The 19,773-nt window shown below is 69.5% G+C and carries 22 protein-coding genes; 13 read left to right on the top strand and 9 right to left on the bottom strand.

Annotated features, from left to right (window positions below):
- Positions 1–44: 44 nt before the first annotated feature.
- Positions 45–1,331, bottom strand: a complete 1,287-nt coding sequence (locus ACIPQB_RS18395; RefSeq protein WP_446486707.1) for an MFS transporter — start codon at positions 1,329–1,331, stop codon at positions 45–47.
- A 260-nt stretch (positions 1,332–1,591) separates the two neighbouring features.
- On the opposite strand from ACIPQB_RS18395, the gene ACIPQB_RS18390 reads away from it, so the two are divergent.
- The 6 genes from ACIPQB_RS18390 to ACIPQB_RS18365 are packed head-to-tail and all read left to right on the top strand — an operon-like array spanning position 1,592 to position 6,136.
- Entirely contained in the window at positions 1,592–2,107 is a 516-nt protein-coding gene (locus ACIPQB_RS18390) for a GNAT family N-acetyltransferase (protein ID WP_446486706.1), read from the top strand.
- Positions 2,108–2,148: 41 nt separating this feature from the next.
- The gene (locus ACIPQB_RS18385; protein WP_446486705.1) at positions 2,149–2,742 is read left to right on the top strand and encodes a DUF1285 domain-containing protein; all 594 of its coding nucleotides are present in this window, start codon (positions 2,149–2,151) and stop codon (positions 2,740–2,742) included.
- A gap of 11 nt (positions 2,743–2,753) precedes the next feature.
- A complete protein-coding gene (locus tag ACIPQB_RS18380) occupies positions 2,754–3,413 on the top strand; it encodes a CoA pyrophosphatase (protein ID WP_446486818.1) in 660 nt (219 codons plus the stop codon).
- Positions 3,410–4,663: a CCA tRNA nucleotidyltransferase gene (locus tag ACIPQB_RS18375; RefSeq protein ID WP_446486704.1), complete on the top strand. Its 1,254-nt coding sequence runs from the start codon at positions 3,410–3,412 to the stop codon at positions 4,661–4,663. The genes ACIPQB_RS18380 and ACIPQB_RS18375 overlap by 4 nt, the downstream gene beginning before the upstream one ends.
- A 60-nt stretch (positions 4,664–4,723) precedes the next feature.
- Positions 4,724–5,431, top strand: a complete 708-nt coding sequence (locus ACIPQB_RS18370) for a glutamine amidotransferase-related protein (protein ID WP_446486703.1) — start codon at positions 4,724–4,726, stop codon at positions 5,429–5,431.
- A 60-nt stretch (positions 5,432–5,491) separates the two neighbouring features.
- Positions 5,492–6,136: an Isoquinoline 1-oxidoreductase subunit gene (locus tag ACIPQB_RS18365; RefSeq protein ID WP_446486702.1), complete on the top strand. Its 645-nt coding sequence runs from the start codon at positions 5,492–5,494 to the stop codon at positions 6,134–6,136.
- 13 nt (positions 6,137–6,149) lie between these two features.
- Here the strand turns inward: ACIPQB_RS18365 and hemF are convergent, their stop codons facing one another.
- Entirely contained in the window at positions 6,150–7,022 is an 873-nt protein-coding gene (gene hemF, locus ACIPQB_RS18360) for an oxygen-dependent coproporphyrinogen oxidase (RefSeq protein WP_446486701.1), read from the bottom strand.
- Between the two features lie 261 nt (positions 7,023–7,283).
- Between hemF and ACIPQB_RS18355 the strand changes: the two genes are divergently transcribed.
- Positions 7,284–8,735 (top strand): hypothetical protein, encoded by a 1,452-nt coding sequence (locus tag ACIPQB_RS18355; RefSeq protein WP_446486700.1) that lies wholly within the window; start codon positions 7,284–7,286, stop codon positions 8,733–8,735.
- A gap of 860 nt (positions 8,736–9,595) precedes the next feature.
- Here ACIPQB_RS18355 and ACIPQB_RS18350 read toward each other — a convergent pair.
- On the bottom strand, positions 9,596–10,054 hold the full coding sequence (locus ACIPQB_RS18350; protein ID WP_446486699.1) for a tRNA (cytidine(34)-2'-O)-methyltransferase: 459 nt from the start codon (positions 10,052–10,054) through the stop codon (positions 9,596–9,598).
- Positions 10,055–10,291: 237 nt separating this feature from the next.
- Here ACIPQB_RS18350 and petA point away from each other — a divergent pair, with 237 nt between their 5' ends.
- Genes petA through ACIPQB_RS18335 form a run of 3 tightly spaced genes read left to right on the top strand, consistent with a single transcriptional unit; the run spans position 10,292 to position 13,043 of the window.
- Positions 10,292–10,843, top strand: a complete 552-nt coding sequence (gene petA, locus ACIPQB_RS18345) for a ubiquinol-cytochrome c reductase iron-sulfur subunit (RefSeq protein WP_446486698.1) — start codon at positions 10,292–10,294, stop codon at positions 10,841–10,843.
- 5 nt (positions 10,844–10,848) lie between these two features.
- The gene (locus ACIPQB_RS18340; RefSeq protein WP_446486697.1) at positions 10,849–12,168 is read left to right on the top strand and encodes a cytochrome b; all 1,320 of its coding nucleotides are present in this window, start codon (positions 10,849–10,851) and stop codon (positions 12,166–12,168) included.
- Between the two features lie 5 nt (positions 12,169–12,173).
- Positions 12,174–13,043 carry a cytochrome c1 gene (locus ACIPQB_RS18335; RefSeq protein WP_446486696.1) on the top strand — a complete coding sequence of 290 codons (870 nt, stop codon included), beginning with the start codon at positions 12,174–12,176 and terminating at the stop codon, positions 13,041–13,043.
- 23 nt (positions 13,044–13,066) lie between these two features.
- Here ACIPQB_RS18335 and ACIPQB_RS18330 read toward each other — a convergent pair whose 3' ends face one another.
- Both ACIPQB_RS18330 and ACIPQB_RS18325 read right to left on the bottom strand, forming a co-directional pair.
- Positions 13,067–13,858, bottom strand: coding sequence for a hypothetical protein (locus ACIPQB_RS18330; protein ID WP_446486695.1), 792 nt, complete (start codon positions 13,856–13,858; stop codon positions 13,067–13,069).
- Positions 13,859–13,912: 54 nt separating this feature from the next.
- The gene (locus tag ACIPQB_RS18325; protein WP_446486694.1) at positions 13,913–14,527 is read right to left on the bottom strand and encodes a peptidylprolyl isomerase; all 615 of its coding nucleotides are present in this window, start codon (positions 14,525–14,527) and stop codon (positions 13,913–13,915) included.
- A 123-nt stretch (positions 14,528–14,650) separates the two neighbouring features.
- On the opposite strand from ACIPQB_RS18325, the gene ACIPQB_RS18320 reads away from it, so the two are divergent.
- From ACIPQB_RS18320 to ACIPQB_RS18310, 3 genes are read left to right on the top strand one after another with little or no spacing between them, the layout of a single operon-like run.
- Entirely contained in the window at positions 14,651–14,980 is a 330-nt protein-coding gene (locus tag ACIPQB_RS18320) for an ArsR/SmtB family transcription factor (RefSeq protein ID WP_446486693.1), read from the top strand.
- A complete protein-coding gene (locus ACIPQB_RS18315; RefSeq protein ID WP_446486692.1) occupies positions 14,977–15,438 on the top strand; it encodes an SRPBCC family protein in 462 nt (153 codons plus the stop codon). The genes ACIPQB_RS18320 and ACIPQB_RS18315 overlap by 4 nt, the downstream gene beginning before the upstream one ends.
- Before the next feature lie 36 nt (positions 15,439–15,474).
- Positions 15,475–15,891 carry a GFA family protein gene (locus ACIPQB_RS18310; RefSeq protein ID WP_446486691.1) on the top strand — a complete coding sequence of 139 codons (417 nt, stop codon included), beginning with the start codon at positions 15,475–15,477 and terminating at the stop codon, positions 15,889–15,891.
- A gap of 189 nt (positions 15,892–16,080) precedes the next feature.
- Here the strand turns inward: ACIPQB_RS18310 and ACIPQB_RS18305 are convergent, their stop codons facing one another.
- Genes ACIPQB_RS18305 through ychF form a run of 4 tightly spaced genes read right to left on the bottom strand, consistent with a single transcriptional unit; the run spans position 16,081 to position 19,473 of the window.
- Positions 16,081–16,767 carry a dienelactone hydrolase family protein gene (locus tag ACIPQB_RS18305; RefSeq protein ID WP_446486690.1) on the bottom strand — a complete coding sequence of 229 codons (687 nt, stop codon included), beginning with the start codon at positions 16,765–16,767 and terminating at the stop codon, positions 16,081–16,083.
- Positions 16,764–17,450 (bottom strand): dienelactone hydrolase family protein, encoded by a 687-nt coding sequence (locus tag ACIPQB_RS18300; protein WP_446486689.1) that lies wholly within the window; start codon positions 17,448–17,450, stop codon positions 16,764–16,766. Before ACIPQB_RS18300 ends, ACIPQB_RS18305 begins: the two co-directional genes overlap by 4 nt.
- Before the next feature lie 39 nt (positions 17,451–17,489).
- Positions 17,490–18,365, bottom strand: a complete 876-nt coding sequence (locus tag ACIPQB_RS18295; protein WP_446486688.1) for a hypothetical protein — start codon at positions 18,363–18,365, stop codon at positions 17,490–17,492.
- Positions 18,366–18,372: 7 nt separating this feature from the next.
- Positions 18,373–19,473 carry a redox-regulated ATPase YchF gene (gene ychF / locus ACIPQB_RS18290; protein WP_446486687.1) on the bottom strand — a complete coding sequence of 367 codons (1,101 nt, stop codon included), beginning with the start codon at positions 19,471–19,473 and terminating at the stop codon, positions 18,373–18,375.
- Positions 19,474–19,773 lie beyond the last annotated feature (300 nt).

Genomic DNA, 19,773 nt, shown 5'->3' with positions numbered 1-19,773 from the left:
GACGGGGGAAAGGTGATTCAGCCTTCAACCATCGCGCTCTGGAATTACTCCAACCGATCCGCCTTGCGCAGGTCCGGGAACATCCGCGCCCAGGCCCCGGTCACCACCAGCGCCCCGACGCCGCCGAACACCGCTGCGCCGACCGGGCCCAGGAAGCGGGCGGCGACGCCGCTCTCGAACTCGCCCAGCTCGTTGGAGGCGCTGATGAACAGGCCCGAGACCGCGGCGACCCGGCCGCGCATCGGGTCGGGGGTGACCAGCTGCACCAGCGTCTGGCGGATATAGACCGAGACCATGTCGGCCCCGCCCAGCACCGTCAGGGCCGCCACCGACAGCCAGATCCACTGCGACAGGCCGAACACCACGGTGGCGGCGCCGAAGACCGCCACGGCCAGGAACATGGTCAGGCCGGCCCGGCGGCGGATCTGGTGGCTGGCGAGATAGAAGGCCACCACGGTCGCCCCGATCGCCGGGGCGGCGCGCAGGATCCCGAAGCCCTCGGCCCCGACATGCAGCACGTCGCGGGCGAACACCGGCAGCAGGGCCGTGGCCCCGCCCAGCAGCACGGCGAACAGGTCCAGCGAGATCGAGCCGAAGACGATCTTGTTGCGCCAGGTATAGACCAGGCCCTCCTTGATCAGGGTCCAACGCGAGCCGGGCTGCACCACCGGCTTGGTCGAGGCCTTGATGCCCAGAAGCAGCAGGCCGGCGACCAGGAACAGCCCCACCGAGGTCCCGAACGCCGTGGCCGGCGAGATCGCGCACAGCAGGCCGCCCAGGGCCGGGCCGACGATCGAGCCCGTCTGCCAGGACAGCGAGTTCCAGGCGATGGCCCGCGGCAGCAGCGGTCGCGGCACCAGCATCGGCCCCATGGCGCTGGAGGCCGGCGACAGGAAGGCGCGGCCGGCCCCGAACAGCATGGCCAGGGCGAAGATCGGCCACAGGGCCTTGTGGCCCGACCAGGCCAGCAGGCCCAGGCCGCCGGCGCAGAGGATGTCGACGCCGATGGCCGCGGTGACGATGGTTTTGCGGTCGTGGCGGTCGGCGGTCTCGCCGGCGGTCAGGGCCAGGAAGAACAGCGGCACGAACTGGGCCAGGCCGACCATGCCGAGCAGGAAGGCGCCCTGGCCCTCGTTGTGGCCGGTTTCGCGGGCCAGGGTGTAGACCTGCCAGCCGATCGTCACCCCCTGGATCTGCACCGCCAAAGTGGAGACGAAACGCGCCACCCAGAAGAACAGAAAGTCGCTCTGCCGCAGCAGGGCGCGCATCGAGGTGTCGGCCGCCTCCAGGGCGGAGGGGACGGAATCGGGGTCGGGGGGGAGGTCGGTCATCGGAGCCGGACCATGTCCCTGACGCCGCGTCGCCGCAATCGCGTTTCTCTGATGCGACAGTTGATTTCATTGACGCCGGGGGCGTTGGGCCCTATGTCGCGCCCCTCTGGAAACGAGGAACGCGCCGCCGATGCGACGCCTGCGACGAACCTGCGCCGAGCGGACCGGAGTCCGCGCCTAGAACCGCCCCGGCGGCGACCGTCTCGGTCGCGTCACGATCCGGGGCTATGTCCCCTTTCGTGCCTGGATCCCGCGCGTTGATGTCCTCCTCTCCCGCCATCGCCCCCCTTGTCGCCCCGCCGCCGTCGATCCAGGTCGAACGGCCCGAACACGCCCGCGCCGTCGAGACCCTGGTCGACCGCGCCTTCGGCCCTGGCCGGTTCGCCAAGTCGTCCGAGCGCCTGCGCGAGGGCAACCATAAGCTCGACGACTGCTCGTTCGTGGCGCTGGACGCCGGCCGGGTGGTCGGCAGCGTGCGGCTGTGGCCGGTGACGGTCGGCGGCCAGCCCGCGGCCTTCCTCGGCCCGCTGGCCGTCGACGCCGAGCAGCGCAGCCATGGCCTGGGCCAGGCCCTGGTCGAGGCGGCCTGCGAGGCGGCGGCCCAGGCCGGCTGGCGCGCCGTGCTGCTGGTCGGCGACGCGCCCTATTTCGGCCGGCTTGGCTTCTCGGTCGCTCCGGCGACCCTGCCCGGTCCAGCCGACCCGCGTCGGGTGCTGGCCAAGGCCCTGGTCGCGGGCGGCGACGCCGGCCTGGCCGGACCCATCCGCATCGCCTGACCGCGCTTGAGCCGGCCGCCGGCTTGGCCTACCTGAAGGCCATGACCGCCGATCCCGTCCCTTCCGGCCTCGCCGGCCTCACCGCCACGGCCAAGGCCGCCGGCGAGCGCGGACTGCCGCCGGTGCATCTGTGGCATCCGGAGCATTGCGGCGAGATCGACATCCGCATCCGCAAGGACGGGGTCTGGTTCCACGAGGGCTCGCCGATCGGCCGCGAGGCGCTGGTGCGGCTGTTCTCGACCGTGCTGCGGCTCGACCCGGACGGCTATCACCTGGTCACCCCGGTCGAGAAGCTGAAGATCCAGGTCGAGGACGCGCCGTTCATCGCCACCCGGGTCGACCTCCTTTCAAGCCAGGATGGGGTTGGCAATATCCTGCGCTTCCAGACCAATGTCGGCGACGTGGTCGAGGCGGGACCGGACAACGCCATCCGCGTCGAGACCGACGCCGCCAGCGGCGAGCCGCGGCCCTATCTGCATGTCCGGCGGGGACTGGAGGCGCTGATCGCCCGGCCGGTATTCTATGAGCTGGTCGGCCTGGCGCAGGAGCGTGAGACGCCGGAGGGCCCGCGCCTGGGCGTGGCCAGCCACGGCGTCTGGTTCCCGCTCGCCCCGGCCGGGGCCCACCGGGCATGACCCGCCCGGCCCTGACGAGGGACGAGCGCCGGGCCTGGATCGCCAGCCGGCTGGACCCGATCAGCGCCTACGATCCCAGCCTCGACGCCGCCCGCTCGGACTTCGATCTCAACCCGCACGTCCTGCCCGACAATCCCCACGCCCTGCGCCCGGCCGCGGTGCTGGTCGGCCTGGTCGAGCACGACGACGGCATGACCGTGCTGCTGACCCGCCGGGCCGACACCCTGCGCAGCCACACCGGCCAGATCGCCTTTCCCGGCGGCCGCTGCGATCCCGGCGAGACCCCGTGGGAGACCGCCCTGCGCGAGGCGCAGGAGGAGGTCAATCTCGACCCGAAGTTCGTGACCCTGGCCGGCCTGCTGCACGGCTACCGCACGGTGACCGGCTTCCATGTCACCCCGGTGGTCGGCTTCATCGACCCGGCCGCGACCTTCCAGGCCAGTCCCGACGAGGTGGCCGACGTGTTCGAGACGCCGTTCGCCTTCCTGATGGATCCGGGCAACCACCAGCGCCAGCACCGCGACCAGCCCGACGGCGAGCGGCGGTTCTTCTACGCCATGCCGTGGAACGAACGGTTCATCTGGGGGGCGACGGCGGGCATGCTGCGGGCGCTCTATGAGCGGCTGCACCCCGACGGGGCGCAGGACGGCGGGGACGGGGGCCGAGCATGAGGATCGAGACCATAGGCGCGCCGCCGTGGATGGCGCTGCCGCAGACCCAGGCGGTGATCGCCGCGCTTGAGGCCCATGGCTTTCCCGGCTGCGCGCGCTTCGTCGGCGGCTGCGTGCGCAACACCCTGATGGGCAAGCCGGTCGAGGACATCGACATCGCCACCGTCCTGACCCCCGACCAGGTGACCGAGGCGCTGCGCGCGGCCAGGCTGCGGGCCGTGCCCACCGGTGTCGAGCACGGCACGGTGACGGCCATTTCCGGGGGCGCGCCCTACGAGATCACCACCCTGCGCCGCGACGTCGCCACCGACGGCCGGCGGGCGGTGGTGGCGTTCACCCACGACTGGAGCGAGGACGCCGAGCGTCGCGACTTCCGCTTCAACGCCCTCTACGCCGACCTCGCCGGCCAGGTCTATGACCCCACGGGCGCGGGCCTTGACGACGCCCGCGCGGGCCGGGTGGTGTTCGTCGGCGATCCCGCGGCCCGCCTGCGCGAGGACTATCTGCGCATCCTGCGGTTCTTCCGCTTCCACGCCTGGTATGGCCGCGGCGAGGCCGATTCCGCAGCCCTGGCCGCCTGCGCGGCGCTGAAGGACGGGCTGGAGAGCCTGGCCGCCGAGCGCGTGCAAAAGGAGCTGCTGAAGCTGCTGGCCGCCGACGATCCGCGCCCGTCCCTGCGGCTGATGGCGGCGACCGGCGTGCTGGCCGCGATCCTGCCCTGCGCCGCCTCGCTGGCCCGGCTGGAGGCGCTGGTCGCCATCGAGACCGAGCAGCTCTTTGAAAACGACCCCGAGCTGCGCCTGGCCGCCCTGATCCCCGACGATCCGCAGATCGCCGGCCAGGCCGCCGAGCGGCTGCGGCTGTCCAACGCCCTGCGGGACCGGCTGGTCGCCGCGGCCGGCCGGGAGCCGCCCATCGTCAGCTGGATGAGCCCGCGCGAGACCCGCCGGGCGGTCTACGCCCTGGGGCTGCGCGCGTTCAGCGACCGGGTCAAGCTGGCCTGGGCCGCGGCCCCGCGCACCGCCGCCACCCCGCAATGGCGCGGCCTGCTGGCCCTGGGCGAAAGCTGGACCCCGCCGCCCTTTCCCCTGACCGGCGACGATGTCCTCAAGGCCGGGGCCCCCAAGGGTCCGCTGGTCGGCGCGGTGATGCGCGAGGTCGAGGCCTGGTGGATCGACCAGGACTTCATCGACGACCGCTTCTCGGCCATCGAGCGGCTGAAGGCGGTGGTGCAGGGGATGGCGTTCTGAGGGCCTCGAAGGACGCAAAGCCCGCGCCTATATCGCAGACGGACGCCAGGAGACCCGCGCATGAAGATCGGCCTGCTCGAGACCGGCGAACCGCCGCGGGCCCTGCAGCCGGCCTTCGGGCGCTACGGCGGCATGTTCCAGGCCCTGCTGGGGCCGGGGCACGACTATGTGACCTATGACGTCCAGGCCGGGGCGCTGCCCGCCGATCCGGCCGCCTGCGAGGCCTATCTGGTCACCGGCTCGTCGGCCGGGGTCTATGACGACCTGCCGTGGATCGCGCCGCTGAAGGGCTTCCTGCGCGCCGCCCGCGGCCGGCCGCTGGTCGGGGTCTGTTTCGGCCACCAGGTGATGGCCGAGGCGTTCGGCGGCCAGGTGGTCAAGTCCGACAAGGGCTGGGGCGTTGGCCTGCAGGCCTATGACATCGCCGAGCCGCAGCCGTGGATGGACCCGTCGACCACCACCGACCGGGTGGTGACGGCGCCGGGCTCGCACCAGGACCAGATCGTGGCCCTGCCGCCGACGGCCCGGGCCGTGGCCGGCAGCGCCTTCAACCCGGCCGGAATCCTGGTCTATGCCGACCAGCCGGCGATCTCGATGCAGTTCCATCCCGAGTTCGAGCCGGCCTACGCCGTCGCCCTGATCGAGGCCCGGCGCGGAACCCGCTACACAGACGCCCAGGCCGACGCGGCCATCGCCAGCCTGGCCGGACCCAATGACCGGGCCCGGGTGGCCGGTTGGATCGACGCCTTCCTGGCCCAGGCCGGCTGAGCGACGGCAACCCAAGCGCTAGCTCGACCGTTCCTTGCCCGAACGGCGGGAGATCAGCCCATGCGCGCCACCACCCTCGTGCTTGTCGTCGGCGTGCTGCTGGCCGGCGGGGCGCTGACCGCCGGGGTCCGCGCCGCCGACCCCGCGCCGGCCGCCCCGCAGGTCGAGACCCTGAAAAGCGCCGCCAGCTTCGCGGCGATCGGCGACCCGGCCGCCCGCTCGGTCGCTCTGTTCACCGAGGCCGGCAAGGTGATCGCCAGCCCGCGCTGCCTGAACTGCCACCCGGTCCAGCGGGCCCCGACCCAGGGCGACGACCGCCATCCGCACAATCCGCCGATGGTCGCCGGCCAGAGCGGCCACGGTCCCGCCGGCCTGCCCTGCGGGTCGTGCCACGGCCCGGCCAATGTCCCGACCTGGGGGCAGGCGGTCCGCTCGATCCCCGGCGATCCGAAATGGGCCCTGGCCCCGGCCGAGATGGCCTGGCAGGGCCGGTCGCTCGGCGCGATCTGCGCCCAGCTCAAGGATCCGGCCCGCAACGGCGGCCGCGGCCTGGCCCAGCTGCACGACCACATGGCCAACGACCACCTGGTCGGCTGGGCCTGGAGCCCGGGCGAGGGCCGCCGCCCCGCGCCTGGAACCCAGGCGGCGTTCGGCCAACTGATCCAGGCCTGGATCGACACCGGGGCCAAGTGCCCGAAGGCTTAGCGAAGAGGCCCCCTTACGGCCACTTCACCACGGGCGGCATCGAGCTGAGGATCGACTCGACATTGCCGCCGGTCTTGAGGCCGAACATCGTGCCGCGGTCATAGAGCAGGTTGAACTCCACATAGCGGCCGCGTTGGACCAGCTGCTCCTCGCGCTCCTGCGCCGTCCAGGCCTCGCCCATCCGGCGGCGGACCAGCTGCGGATAGATCTCCAGGAACGCCTTGCCGACATCCTGGGTGAAGGCGAAGTCGCGGTCCCAGTCGCCGCTGTCGTGGTGGTCGTAGAAGATGCCGCCGATTCCGCGCGGCTCGTTGCGGTGCGGCAGGAAAAAGTACTCGTCGCACCAGGCCTTGTACTTGGCGTGCCAGTCGGGGTGGTGGGCGTCGCAGGCGCGCTGGTAGGCGGCGTGGAAGTCGATCGCGTCGGGAAAGTCCTGCCGGCGCTGATAGCCGAGCAGCGGCGTCAGGTCGCCGCCGCCGCCGAACCAGCTCTGGGTGGTGGCGATGAAGCGGGTGTTCATGTGCACCGCCGGCACCCGCGGATTGGTCATGTGGGCGATCAGGCTGATCCCGGTGGCGAAGAACCGCGGATCCTGGTCGGCCCCGGGCATGGCCTTGGCCATCTCCTGCGTGAAGGTCCCGAACACCGTCGAGACATGCACCCCGACCTTCTCGAACAGCCGGCCGTGCATCATCGCCATCACCCCGCCGCCGCCGGCCTCGCGGTCCCACGGCTTGCGCTCGAAGCGGCCGGCGGGGCCGGGATAGAGGTCGGCGGGAGCCTCGTCCTCCAGGCGCTCGAACGCGGCGCAGATCTGGTCGCGCAGGCTTTCGAACCAGGCGCGGGCGGCGGCTTTCTTGCGGTCGAGATCGAGGGCGGTGCTCATGGCCCAGCCGATTAGGCGTTCACGGCGCGGGGCGCAAATCCGCAGAAGTCCTTAGGGGGTGAAGTCGACCTGGGCTGGTGGTTGCGGTTTGAAGGCTGGGTTGCCGGCGTGGGCGTCAATGGTGAGTTTCGACCCAAGTCGGACGTTGGCTCTACCGTCGGATAGCTAGCGGTTGAGCTTTCTTGCAGTCGCACAGCAAAGCTGGCGACAGAATGCTTGGCGGCAGGCTAGGGAGGGTTTGCTTATAGTGGGGAGGGCACCATGCGGCGGCTGAAGATGATCGGGATCGTACTGGCGGCCTTCGCCCTGGTTTCATCAGGGCCAATGCCGACTCCGCTGCCCTACCAATTCATCGATCGGCCTGACGACGGTAGTCTTTCGCTCAAATATACAAACACCTCAAATGGAGCCGTATGCATCCGAGAGGATTGGCCTTTTAACAGCGGCCCCGGCGGCGGCCCGGTTGTACTGGAGGTTGCCGGACGGCGGTTCCCGTTGCGACCAGAAGCGTGGGCAGTCTGCAAAAAGAATTGCACCGAACGCATGTGGACGGGGACTAGCCGGGGTTGGAATCTGCCCTACACGGCTTTCGGCCTGCCCGAAGAGTTGGCCGCCGCCCCCAAAACTATCGACGCCTCTTTGGTCGCCGCCTCCTGCAAGGGCACCAAACCCTTGCCTGAGCAGCTGTTTAAGACTTCGGAATGGATCCCGGTCGGCGCGACGGAAAAGCAAATCTGCGCGGCTTTTCGCCAGGTGACCCAATGGGACAACCGCGACCGCGTCAGCTACGCCCGCAAAGGAGGCGACCCCATCGGCGGCATTGAAGACTACGATCGCGAACAGTTTCCCGGCGGGTCGATCTACAACTACTTCCTGTCAATGTCCGACAGTCAGCTCGCCGAGCCGGCAGAAGACGGCGGCCGCCGCTTCCGATTCTATATCCTCGCCGAACGCCAAAGGCTGAAGGGAGCCTCGGCTTTCGAGCGCATGCGCCACCTGTTGATCAGCGCCCTGCCGCCGGCATCGGAGATCAGGGATTTTGCTGGTCCGAACGCGAGCATCCAGCTCAAGCAGAGCAGAGCGATCGGCACGTACATACCCGCGATGTGCCGTCTCCAGACCCTGTGCCGCCCGCATGGCGTCGTCCGAACCGCCAACAAGCTGCCGTGCGGCGACCTGGAGACCAGCACCAACGCCAGGGCGCCGACCCCGCCGTCTCCCGCCTTGAACATGGTTCCGGAAACGACCCAGGGCACAGCCGTAGTGACCAAGACGACGGACGGTCAAACGTCACCCGAGGTCGGGCTCCCCCTCGGCTACTCCGCTGCGATCGAGATCAGGCTTCCGTCTGGCTCCGACGGATTTCCATGTTCGTTGGGCGGAGGGGTCTGCACGGCACGCTTCGCCAGATGGACGTCTTTGCCAGACCATGCCCAGGCAACGAAGATCATGTCTCAAGTGGGCCGCGTCGAGGGCGTGACCGAGACCACCTGCCGGGTTGGACCCAATGGCGATCTCGTGCGGTGCCGCTCGAAAGGAGTGATGGACAAGCATGTCAGTGCAGCCATCGACAGCTCCATCGCGCTAATGCGCGTTCCAGAAATGATGCTTGGTTTGCCCACTAAGGGGGGCGTCGTTTCGATCTCATGGAACTGGCGTGAATTGCGTCAAGGCCTTTGGCAAAACCCCGGACCGAAAGATGCCGGCCACTAAGCATCGTCACACTTCGGCCCGGCGCAGCTAGAGGCATGCGTCCGCTTCCCACCCCGTTGCCGCCTCTAAAAGGTCCGGTTTGCGTAAGCCCGCAGCCTCGCCGGCGGGCGGGCGAGGCCAGCTCCCTTCCCCCTTGATGGGGGAAGGGCCGGGGATGGGGGTGACTGCTGAGCTGGCGGCGAGAAGAACGCTGCGCGTTCACCCCCATCCGACCCCTTCGGGGCCACCTTCCCCCATCCGCCGACGGGAAGGAAAAGATAGAGGGGGTCCCGCAAGGGCGTTTGCGGGGATCGACGCCGCTCCATCCCCGGCGCTGACGCCAAAAACCCCAGCCCTTTCAACGCCCTGAAAAATAACCAGCGTCACCCACGCGCCAGGGCTCGAACCTCCCGCACAATCAAACCTGTCTCCGTCGCGGAGGAGGGCGCTTGGTACCGACCCGAAGCGGCGATGGAGATGGAACCGAGCGGGGCCGCCTGGGCCTGGCGATCGCATCGCGGCGGGTTGCGGGGCTCAGAAGGCTCCAAGGTCTGCCGGGGACGGTCGCGGGACAGGCGGGTCGACGGGGCCGGGAGGTTCAAACCGGCCTGTTCCAGGATCTGTCGGAGTCGCTGACGGCCCCTTCCGGGCGACTTTGATCCTGCCCGTCCGAGGGGGAACGTCGATCGGGATGAAACAGGCCCTCAGTCGCCGTCCCTTGAGAAAAACGGTTCCGCGGAGCGGTCTGTCCACGCCGAAACGCAAACACTAACCCCACGGTCCCCGGGCCTGGCCCGGCCGCTCCGCACCTCCTCATCCCACTCGTCGCGAAAGCCCGAGGTCGAGAAGCCGTGTCTTGCAAAGATCGCCTCCGCCGCCCCCTAGGCCGGAAACCCGTCGGTCTGCCGCAGGGCCTCGCCCAGGGCCATGGCGGCGGTAGTCGCCAGGTTCATCGACCGGGCCTCCGGCCGCAGCGGGATTCTCAGCCGCGCGAAGGCGGCGGCGTGGACTTCCGGCGGGGCGCCGCGGCTCTCGTTGCCGAACAACAAAGTATCGCGTGCTCGAAAGGTGAACTTGTGGAAGGGCGCCGTCGCCTGCGTCGTGAACAGCAGCAAACGCCCCTCGTCGCGCTCCGGTGCGGCCAGGAAGGCCTCCCAGGACGAGTGGCGGACCATGTGGGCCAGGGGGCCATAGTCGAGGGCCGCGCGCTTCAAGCTCTTGTCGTCCAAGGGAAAACTGCACGGCTCGATGACGTCCAGGCCCGCCCCCAGGCAGGCCGACAATCGAATCGCCGCCCCCAGGTTCTGAGGAATGCCGGGTTGAAAAAGCGCGAGACGCATTCTAAGCGAACCACCACAGGGCCGACAGGGGCATGGCTGCGAATCGAAAGGGCTTGCGGACTCGGTCCGCGCGTCCGATAGGACGATCCGCTTGAAGCCCCTTGTGACCAAGACCCGCTCGCGGGTCCAGGCCTTGTGGCGACGACCCGCTCGCGGGTCCAGACGAGATACGGCGCCTTTGGCGCTTTTCCTGGTCGAACCGATCGTGCGGTTCGACGGTTTCGAAGGGTGACTTAGGTGGCCGACACCGCCGTGGGCGCAACGACTGAACCGGCGCAGGGGTCAGACCCCAGCCGCCGGGATTTCATCTACATCGCGACGATCGCGGCCGCCGCCGGCGGCGCGGTCTCGATCGCCTGGCCGTTCATCGACCAGATGAACCCGTCGGCCGATACGCTGGCCCTGGCCTCGATCGAGTTCGACCTCAGCAAGGTGGCGTCCGGCCAGCAGGTGACGGTCAAATGGCGGGGCAAGCCGCTGTTCGTCCGCAACCGCACGGCGGCCGAGATCGCCGCGGCGGTCAAGGACGACCATGCGGCCCTGAAGGATCCCCAGACCGACGCCGAGCGGGTCAAGCCGGGCAAGGCCCAATGGCTGGTCCTGGTCGGCAGCTGCACCCACCTGGGCTGCGTGCCGACCTTCGGCGGCGGCGCCTATGGCGGCTGGTTCTGCCCGTGCCACGGCTCGGTCTATGACACCTCGGGTCGCATTCGCCAGGGTCCGGCTCCGAAGAACCTCGCGGTTCCGGACTACACCTTCCTATCCGACACCAAGGTCAAGATCGGCTAAGAGAGATGAGCGGACATTCGACCTACGAACCCAAGACCGGTTTCGAGCGCTGGCTCGACGCCCGTCTGCCGATCGTGCGCCTGGGCTATGACAGCTTCGTCGACTACCCCACGCCGCGGAACCTGAACTACTGGTGGACCTTCGGCGGCATCCTGTCGCTGTGCCTGGCCGCCCAGCTGATCACCGGCATCATTCTGGTGATGCACTATACGCCCAGCGCCGACCACGCCTTCGCCTCGGTCGAGCACATCATGCGCGACGTCAACTACGGCTGGCTGATCCGCTACATGCACGCCAACGGGGCGTCGATGTTCTTCATCGCCGTCTATGTCCACATGCTGCGCGGCCTCTATTACGGCTCGTACAAGGCCCCGCGCGAAGTGCTGTGGATCCTGGGCTGCGTGATCTACCTCTTGATGATGGCCACGGCCTTCATGGGCTACGTCCTGCCCTGGGGCCAGATGAGCTTCCACGGCGCGGTGGTGATCACCAACCTGTTCGGGGCCCTGCCGGTGGTCGGCCCGGCCATCACCACCTGGCTGTGGGGCGGCTTCGCCGTCGACAACCCGACCCTGAACCGCTTCTTCTCGCTGCACTACCTGCTGCCCTTCATGATCGCCGGCGTGGTGATCCTGCACATCTGGGCCCTGCATGTGGTCGGCCAGAACAACCCGACCGGCGTCGAGCCCAAGTCGAAGGCCGACGTCCTGCCCTTCACGCCGTACGCGACGGTGAAGGACGGCTTCGCCATGGGCGTGTTCCTGATCCTGTTCGCGGTGTTCGTCTTCTACCTGCCCAACGCCCTGGGCCACGCCGACAACTACATCCCGGCCAACCCGCTGGTGACCCCGTCGCACATCGTGCCGGAATGGTACTTCCTGCCGTTCTACGCGATCCTGCGGGCCGTGCCGGACAAGCTGATGGGCGTGCTGGCCATGTTCGGCGCCATCGCCTGCCTGTTCGCCCTGCCGTGGCTGGACACCTCCAAGGTGCGCTCGATGCGCTATCGCCCGACCGCCAAGGTCTATTTCGTGATCTTCGTGGTGGCCTGCTGCATCCTGGGCCTCTGCGGCGCCAAGCTGCCGAGCGATCCGGTCATCCCGGGCGTGACGACGTTCACGCTGATCGACGCCGACCTCAACAGCTTCGTGTGGCTGTCGCGGGTCGCGGCGCTGTTCTACTTCGCTTTCTTCCTGGTGATCCTGCCGGTGCTGGGCCTGGTCGAAAAGACCCTGCCGGTGCCGGACTCCATCGCCTCCCCCGCCCTGTCGCACCCGGCCACCGTGCCGGCCGAAGCGGCCGCCGCGCCTGAAATGAAGGGCTGATCTCGATGCTGCGCAAACTCTCCGTCATCGCAGCGGTCGCGGGTCTCCTGACGGCCGGCGCCGCCGGCCCGGCCCTGGCCGCCCACGGCGCCCTGGAAGCCAAGGACGTCCACTGGTCGTTCGAAGGTCCGTTCGGCAAGTTCGACCAGGCCCAGCTGCAGCGCGGCTACAAGGTCTATCGCGAGGTCTGCTCGGCCTGCCACTCGATGAACCTGGTCAGCTTCCGCAACCTTGGCGACAAGGGCGGTCCGTTCTACGACGAGAAGTACTCGGCCAAGTTCGGCAAGACTTCGAACGACAACCCGTACGTCAAGGCGATCGCCAAGGACTACGAGGTGGCCGACATCGACTCCGAGACCGGCGACCCGATCAAGCGTCCGGCCACCCCGGCCGACCGCTTCGTCTCGCCGTTCCCGAACGAGGCCGCGGCCCGCGCCAGCAACGGCGGCGCCCTGCCGCCGGACATGTCGCTGCTGGCCAAGGCCCGCGAGGAAGGTCCGGCCCACATCTATTCGATCGTCACCGGCTACAAGGATCCGCCCGCCGGCCTGAAGATCGGCCCGAACCAGCACTACAACCCCTACATGGCCGGCGACCTGACCTCCTACTGGTCGGGCCCGCACGAGCACACGCCGCCGGGCGGCTTCATCGCCATGGCCCCGCCGCTGAAGGCCAACCAGGTGACCTTCGACGACGGCACGCCGGCGACGCTGGACCAGGAAGCCAAGGACGTCTCGGCCTTCCTGATGTGGGCCGCCGAGCCGAAGCTGGACGAGCGCAAGCAGACCGGCTTCGCGGTACTCCTTTACCTTCTGCTGTTCACCGGCCTGCTCTATGCCAGCTACCGCAAGGTCTGGAAGAACGAGTCGCACTGAGCGGTCCAGCGCCTGCGAAATGATCAGGGCCCGGCGGAAACGTCGGGCCCTTTTTCGTGGCCGGCGACCGGGGTCAGCCACAGCCGCCCGGCCGCCGGATCCAGCCGCAGGCGATAGCCGGCCAGGACCTGGACGCCCAGAGCGCCGACCACCCCGTCCGGCAACTCGCCGGCCACGACGGCGGGCAGGTCCCGCCGCAGGACGCCGTCCAGCGACAGGGCCGGCAGCGTCCCGGCCGGCTTCTGCCGCGGCGCGTCGGCCGGCCCCCGGGCCCGCACTCCGCCGTTCGAGGCCGTATCCAGCGCGAACGCCCCCGCCACGCCGCCGACGCCATCGGAAGCCGCCGCCTGCACCGTCGCCACGCCGCCGACCACCGTCACGCCCAGACCCCGTCCGCGCGGCCTCCCGGCGCTTCCCAGGAGTTCCAAGTCCAGGCGGCAGGGCGCGAAGTCGAGCGTGACGACATAGCGGCCAAGAATGTCGGCCCCGATCACCCCGAGGATCGGCGTGAAAAAGCCGACATTGCGATAGTCGAGGTCCTGCACGGTCACCGGTCCGGGGGCCGTCCGCTGGCCGGCTAGCAGCACCGGCAGCGTCAGGGCGGTCTCGGCATAGCCCGCCCGCTGGGCCGCGGTCTCGTGCAGCAGGGTCCGGGGCGCCGAAAGGTCGAGCACGTAGTCGCCGGCCATGCCGCCGATCGCAGCGGGCACGACCACCGCGCCGTTCTCGAACCAGCAGGCGGTCTCGCCGGCCAGGGCCGGACCGCCGCTCGCCGCCAGCAGGCACAGGATCAGCAGGGAGGCGGCGGGGCGCATGGGCCGATCCTAGACAAGGTTTCGCCAGCGGGCGACCGGCGGCCGGCCTGAGCTTCAGCTCAACCGCTTCGTGCTGAGGATCTGCACCGGCGGATTGAGCATCTGGCCCTTCATCGACGGGACCAGCGGCGTCCCCGTGGTCGGCAGGGCGAGGATCTTGCGGACGATCGCCAGGCCCTCGACCACGGTTCCGAACGCCGCGAAGCCCTGGTTGTCGCCGGGCGCGCCGGGATGGGCGTCGAGATAGGGGGCCGGGCTGGCGCAGATGAAGAAATCCGCCGTCGCGGTGCCCGGGGCGTTGCGGGCCAGCGAGATCGTGCCGGCCCTGTGCCGCAGCCCGGTCGTCCGGGTGCTCTCTTGGGCGATGGGGGCGAAGCGCCGGACCCGGGCGGCGGGCCCGCCCTGGATCGAGCCGGCGCCCTTGACGCCCTTGGTCCGCGACGCCCGGTAGATCGTCCCGCCGTCATATTTGCGGGCGTCGACATAGCGCAGGAAATTGGCCGAGGTGATCGGCGCCTTTCCGGCCTCCAGCTCGACCACGATCACGCCCTGGTCGGTCTGGATCGCCACCCGCGGCTTGCCGACCGCCGCCTGGGCGTGGAACGGGCCCGCCATCGCCAACGCGACAGCCCCCAGCAAGCTTCGACGTCCGATCCTGGCGCTGGTCATCTTGGTCCTTCTTCGATGCGTGGCCGGCGGAATATCGAGCCAGCCGCGGCGGCGGGCAAGGGTGGGCTGGCGACAAACGAATTAGCATTGACTAATGCATTAGTGTTCACTAACGTATCTCCAATGACCGAAGCCGCCCCCATCAACGCCGTGATGCGCACCCTCGCCGATCCCACCCGGCGCGCCGTGTTCGAGCGCATCGTGATGTCCGACGAGATCACCGTCGTCGAACTGACGCGGGGCAGCGGGGTGACCCAGGGCGCCATCTCCCAGCACCTGAAGGCCCTGAAGCTGGCCGGCCTGGTCGCCGAGCGGCCGGAGGGCCGCAATGTCTATTACCGCGCCCAGCCCGAGGGCCTGGCGCCGCTGGTCGACTGGATGAGCCATTACGGCGTCTTCTGGCGCGATCGCTTCGCCAACCTCAGAACCCTCCTCAAGGAGATCGATCCATGAACGACGCCGCCCTGAAACCCGCCACCCAGGAGATCGTCGTCGACGAAATCCTCCCGCACGCGCCGGACGTGATCTGGAAGACCCTGGTCACCCCCGAGCTGATGGGCCGCTGGCTGATGGTCCCGACCGGCTTCGAACCGGTCGAGGGCTGTCGCTTCACCTACCAGACGACGCCGGCCGGGCCGTGGGATGGCGTCATCCACTGCCAGGTGCTGGAGGTCTGGCCGAACGAGCGCCTGGTCTACAGCTGGCGGGGCGGCGACGACGCCAACGCCGGCTACGGCTCGCGCCTCGACACCGTCGTCACCTGGACCCTGGCCAGGGTCGAGGGCGGCGTCCGGGTCCGGCTGGTTCATGCCGGCTTCAAGCCGAGCAACGAGACCGCCTTCAAGCGCATGAGCGACGGCTGGCCCAAGGTCGTCCAGAAGGTCGGCGCCCTGGCTGGCGGACAGGACTGACGCCACCCGACAATAATCGACGAGAGGAGCGATGAAATGAGCGAGGCCTTCACCGGCGGCTGCGCCTGCGGCGCGATCCGCTATGAAATCGCCGGCGAACCGCTGGCGATGAACCACTGCCAGTGCCGCGACTGCCAGCGCAAGAGCGGCACGGGGCACGGGTCCTACCTGACCTTCGGCGACCGCCGGCGCGTGACCCTGGAGGGCGCGGCGAGCCATTGGGACATGGTCGCCGACAGCGGGGCGGTGAAGACGCGCGGCTTTTGCCCGACCTGCGGGTCGCCGGTCTATCTGACCTTCTCGGCCATGCCGGACCTGTTCACCGTCCACGCCGCCAGTCTCGACGATCCGGCCCGCTACACGCCCCAGATGGTCACCTACGCCGTGCGCGGCCACGCCTGGGACGCCCTCGATCCGGCCCTGCCGAAGTTCGACAAGATGCCGCCGATGTGACATCGCCCCGCCTAGCGCGCGGTGATTGAAGGCTGAATCACCTTTCATCCCGTCTCCCCGGCGAAGGCCGGGGCCCAGGTTCAGCCGTCGTACTGGCCGCCTATCCGAAATACACAGCCCTATGATCTGGGCCCCGGCCTTCGCCGGGGAGACGGATAAGGTGGGCGTTCCATCTGTCCTCATCATGCCCTAGGCCTCGCCCTTGGCGCCGCCCGACCGCTGGAACAGCTGCAGGGTCCGCAGCATGGCCAGGCGGGCGCTGTCGGGATGGTGGCCGCTCGGGGCGACGAAGGCGTGGCCGGCGTCGTAGCGCCAGATCGGCAGGTCGGGATGGGCCGCCTCGATCGCCGCCACGTCGGTCAAGGGGATCAGCGGATCGGTCTTGCCGAAGTGCAGGATGGTCGGGACCTTCGGCGTCTCGGCCACATGGCGGATGATGTCGCCGCCATAGAAGCACGACACCGCCGTCAGGCCGGCGCAGCGGGCGGCCGCCAGCCAGGCGACCGTGCCGCCGAAGCAGAAGCCCATGGCGAACACCGGGCCCGCGCTGGCCAGGGCGTCGATCGCCGCCTGCACCCGGGGCAGGGCCGCCACGCCCCAGCCGCTGGCCTCGCCCAGGGCCATGCGGGCCTCCAGCCGGGGCGGGTCGAGGTCGAGGGCGGGGAAGGGCGCGTCGGCCGGATCGAGCAGGCTGGGGGCGATGACCTCGTAGCCCTCGGCGGCCAACTCGTCCGACAGGGCGCGGATATGGGGCGTCACGCCCCAGATGGCGTGCAGGATCACCAGCCCGCCGCGCCGCGCCTCGCCCGGCGGCGCGTGATAGGCGGCGAGGCGCTCGCCGTTCGCCGCGGTCAGGATGATGGGTTCGCCGGTCATGCCCGAGCCGCCCCATGAGCCTCGAACAGCGCCAGGGTCCGCTCGCGGGCCAGCCGGGCGTCGGCGGGGTCGGCGTCCACCCGGCCGTCGTTGTTGAAGCCGTGGCCGCTGTGGTCATAAATGTAGACCGGAACCTCCGGGTGGGCCGCGGCGATGGCGGCCTTGACCGCGTCGGCCGGGATGTGGGCGTCGGTCCGGCCCAGATGGACGATCAGCGGCGTGGTCACCGGCCGCTCGACATGGGCGGCGAACAGGCCGCCATAATAGGCCGAGCCGGCCGCCAGCCCCTTGACCGCCCCGGCCGCCAGCCAGACCAGCGAACCGCCCAGGCAGTAGCCGACCGCGAACACCGGTCCGCGCGGGGCCAGGTCGTCGACGCAGGCCTGGATGTCCGACAGCATCGCCTCCAGCCCCACGGTCTTGACGTGGGCCGAGCCGGTGGCGAAGTCCTGCGGCTCCCGGCCGCCGACATAGCCGGGCGCGACCCGGTCGAACAGCGACGGGGCCAGCACCTCGAAGCCGAGCGCCGCCCAGCGGGCCACGTCGGCCTGCACGAATTGGTCGAGGCCGAAGATCTCCTGCACCACGATCACGCCGCCCCGGCGCGGGCCCTGGGCCGGCGCATGGGCGGCGGTGAAGGCGAAGCCGTCGAGGGCGGAGGTGAGGGTGACAGTGTTGGTCATGAAGGCCTCCTCGTGCGTCGGGGATTGGTAGGTTTGGCGCTAGGGGGCCGCACTTGGCGCTGGTGCCGTCAGGATCGAGAGTTCGGCCGTCTCCGGCGCTTCGGCGACCGGCGTTAGCAGCAGTCTTCCGCCCTGAATGCGAAGAATGACCGAACCATCAGCCTCCCGCGGTACGGAGCGGCGCAGCACGATCGGTGTCGGGCCGGCGCCGTCGATCGTGGTGTCGATCAGCAGGCCATCCGCCGTCCAGCCCCCGAAACCGACGGCGCGACGCATGGTAGGCAACCGCTCGACCGGCGCCGGGGCGACAAGGACTCCGCTCACCATTGGCGACTTGCTGGTCGCTGTGATCTCGGAGGGATAGAGGGCGGGACCCGCCTCAACCCAGCGATAAATGCCGCCCATCATCGGCAGACAGATCGTCTTCCCATCGGCGCCGCGTGGCGCCTGGGCTAGGCACCAGATGGTCTGGTCGTTCAGGGGAAGCACCGTACCAGGTGCGCCGTGTCGGCGGGCCCAGTCCGTCGTCGGCTGACGCACGGCCATCGAGGTGCGCATACCGAAGACTTCGGTCCCCGCCGGGACCGCCATGCGCCTGCCGCTAAGCCCATCCACGCGCAGCACGTCCCATTGCAGGATCCCCGTCAGGGCGTGCCGGACGGGGGCGGAGACGAGGACGTCGCCGACGGCGATCCGCCCCGGGGGATGGGTCTGGGGCGGTCCATCACTCTTCAGCGTGTGGACGGCTTCGCCGCCGGGCGGGCGAGGCAGGGCCTCCAGCGGGGCTTCCTGAGCCTCGGCCGTCGCGGCCCAGGCCACGATGGCGGCGCAGGCGAGGGCAAAGCCACCCAAAAGTCGGCCGTTCGCTCGTGCCTTGAACCGCTGAAACCCCAGCATGGACAGGTTCGCCGTCACCACTGTCCTAGACGTTGAACCGGAAGTGCATCACATCGCCGTCCTTGACGATGTAGTCCTTGCCCTCGGCCCGCATCTTGCCGGCCTCCTTGGCGCCGTTCTCGCCGCCCAGCTTGACGAAGTCGTCGAAGGCGATGGTCTCGGCGCGGATGTAGCCCTTCTCGAAGTCGGTGTGGATGACGCCGGCCGCCTGCGGGCCGGTGTCGCCGACATGGATGGTCCAGGCCCGGGCCTCCTTGGGACCGACCGTGAAATAGGTCTGCAGGCCCAGCAGGTTGTAGGCCTCGCGGATCAGGCGGTTGAGGCCCGGCTCCTCCAGGCCCAGGGTCTCGAGGAACTCGGCCCGCTCGCCGGCCTCGAGCAGGGCGATCTCGCTCTCGATCTGGGCCGAGATCACCACGGCCTTGGCGTTGTCCTGGGCGGCGCGGGCGGCGACCAGGTCGCTGTACTTGTTGCCCTTGTCGGCGCTGCCTTCGTCGACATTGCAGACATAGAGGGCCGGCAGCGCCGTCAGCAGCTGCAGCATATGCCAGGCCTTCTCGTCGTCGGCGTCGATCTTGGCGGCGCGGGCCGGGCGGCCTTCGCGCAGCAGGGCCAGGGCGATATTGGCCAGGCGCAGGGTGTTGGCGCTCTCCTTGTCGGCGCCGACCTTGGCCCGCTTCTCCAGGGCCGGGACGCGCTTTTCCAGGCTCTCCAGGTCGGCCAGCATCAGCTCGGTCTCGATGATGTCCAGATCGCTGATCGGGTCGATGCGGCCCTCGACGTGGACGATGTCGCCGTCCTCGAAGCAGCGGGCCACGAAGGCCACGGCGTCGCAGTCGCGGATATTGGCCAGGAACTGGTTGCCCAGGCCCTCGCCCTTGCTCGCGCCGCGCACCAGGCCGGCGATGTCGACGAAGGTGATGCGGGCCGGGATGATCTCCTTGGAGCCGGCGATCTTGGCCAGGGCGTCCAGGCGCGGCTCGGGCACGGCCACCTCGCCGGTGTTGGGCTCGATCGTGCAGAACGGATAATTGGCCGCCTGGGCCGCCGCCGTCTGGGTCAGGGCGTTGAACAGGGTGGACTTGCCGACATTGGGCAGGCCGACGATGGCGACTTTAAGGGCCATGGATCTCTCGTGATTTTCGCTGGCGGGCGCTTAGCACGGATCGGCGGGGAAGTCCCCACTTCCGCCTCGGCGGGTCGGTAGGAAGGCGCGCGCTCGCCGCCTCACGCGGATGACCGCTGAGGTGATGGAAAGGGACGCGGAGCGCCGGACGACGTCCGGAGTTCTTTGATAAATACCGTTTCGACGAAGCCACCGCTCCGCGCGCTCGTTTTCCGTCCGCGTCCGGTAGGCGGCCCTGTTAAGGCCTAGCCGGACTCCGGAACCCCGCCGTTTCCGACGGGCCCCGGCGACGAGGGCGCG

The sequence above is a fragment of the Caulobacter sp. LARHSG274 genome (genome assembly GCF_052871235.1).
This window is presented reverse-complemented; position numbering and strand designations above follow the sequence as displayed.

Coding starts and splice junctions, on each gene's coding strand:
- ACIPQB_RS18395 (WP_446486707.1), bottom strand. CDS start 1,331: ATGACCGACCTCCCCCCCGACCCCGATTCCGTCCCCTCCGCCCTGGAG.
- ACIPQB_RS18390 (WP_446486706.1), top strand. CDS start 1,592: ATGTCCTCCTCTCCCGCCATCGCCCCCCTTGTCGCCCCGCCGCCGTCG.
- ACIPQB_RS18385 (WP_446486705.1), top strand. CDS start 2,149: ATGACCGCCGATCCCGTCCCTTCCGGCCTCGCCGGCCTCACCGCCACG.
- ACIPQB_RS18375 (WP_446486704.1), top strand. CDS start 3,410: ATGAGGATCGAGACCATAGGCGCGCCGCCGTGGATGGCGCTGCCGCAG.
- ACIPQB_RS18370 (WP_446486703.1), top strand. CDS start 4,724: ATGAAGATCGGCCTGCTCGAGACCGGCGAACCGCCGCGGGCCCTGCAG.
- ACIPQB_RS18365 (WP_446486702.1), top strand. CDS start 5,492: ATGCGCGCCACCACCCTCGTGCTTGTCGTCGGCGTGCTGCTGGCCGGC.
- hemF (WP_446486701.1), bottom strand. CDS start 7,022: ATGAGCACCGCCCTCGATCTCGACCGCAAGAAAGCCGCCGCCCGCGCC.
- ACIPQB_RS18355 (WP_446486700.1), top strand. CDS start 7,284: ATGCGGCGGCTGAAGATGATCGGGATCGTACTGGCGGCCTTCGCCCTG.
- ACIPQB_RS18350 (WP_446486699.1), bottom strand. CDS start 10,054: ATGCGTCTCGCGCTTTTTCAACCCGGCATTCCTCAGAACCTGGGGGCG.
- ACIPQB_RS18340 (WP_446486697.1), top strand. CDS start 10,849: ATGAGCGGACATTCGACCTACGAACCCAAGACCGGTTTCGAGCGCTGG.
- ACIPQB_RS18335 (WP_446486696.1), top strand. CDS start 12,174: ATGCTGCGCAAACTCTCCGTCATCGCAGCGGTCGCGGGTCTCCTGACG.
- ACIPQB_RS18330 (WP_446486695.1), bottom strand. CDS start 13,858: ATGCGCCCCGCCGCCTCCCTGCTGATCCTGTGCCTGCTGGCGGCGAGC.
- ACIPQB_RS18325 (WP_446486694.1), bottom strand. CDS start 14,527: ATGACCAGCGCCAGGATCGGACGTCGAAGCTTGCTGGGGGCTGTCGCG.
- ACIPQB_RS18320 (WP_446486693.1), top strand. CDS start 14,651: ATGACCGAAGCCGCCCCCATCAACGCCGTGATGCGCACCCTCGCCGAT.
- ACIPQB_RS18315 (WP_446486692.1), top strand. CDS start 14,977: ATGAACGACGCCGCCCTGAAACCCGCCACCCAGGAGATCGTCGTCGAC.
- ACIPQB_RS18310 (WP_446486691.1), top strand. CDS start 15,475: ATGAGCGAGGCCTTCACCGGCGGCTGCGCCTGCGGCGCGATCCGCTAT.
- ACIPQB_RS18305 (WP_446486690.1), bottom strand. CDS start 16,767: ATGACCGGCGAACCCATCATCCTGACCGCGGCGAACGGCGAGCGCCTC.
- ACIPQB_RS18300 (WP_446486689.1), bottom strand. CDS start 17,450: ATGACCAACACTGTCACCCTCACCTCCGCCCTCGACGGCTTCGCCTTC.
- ychF (WP_446486687.1), bottom strand. CDS start 19,473: ATGGCCCTTAAAGTCGCCATCGTCGGCCTGCCCAATGTCGGCAAGTCC.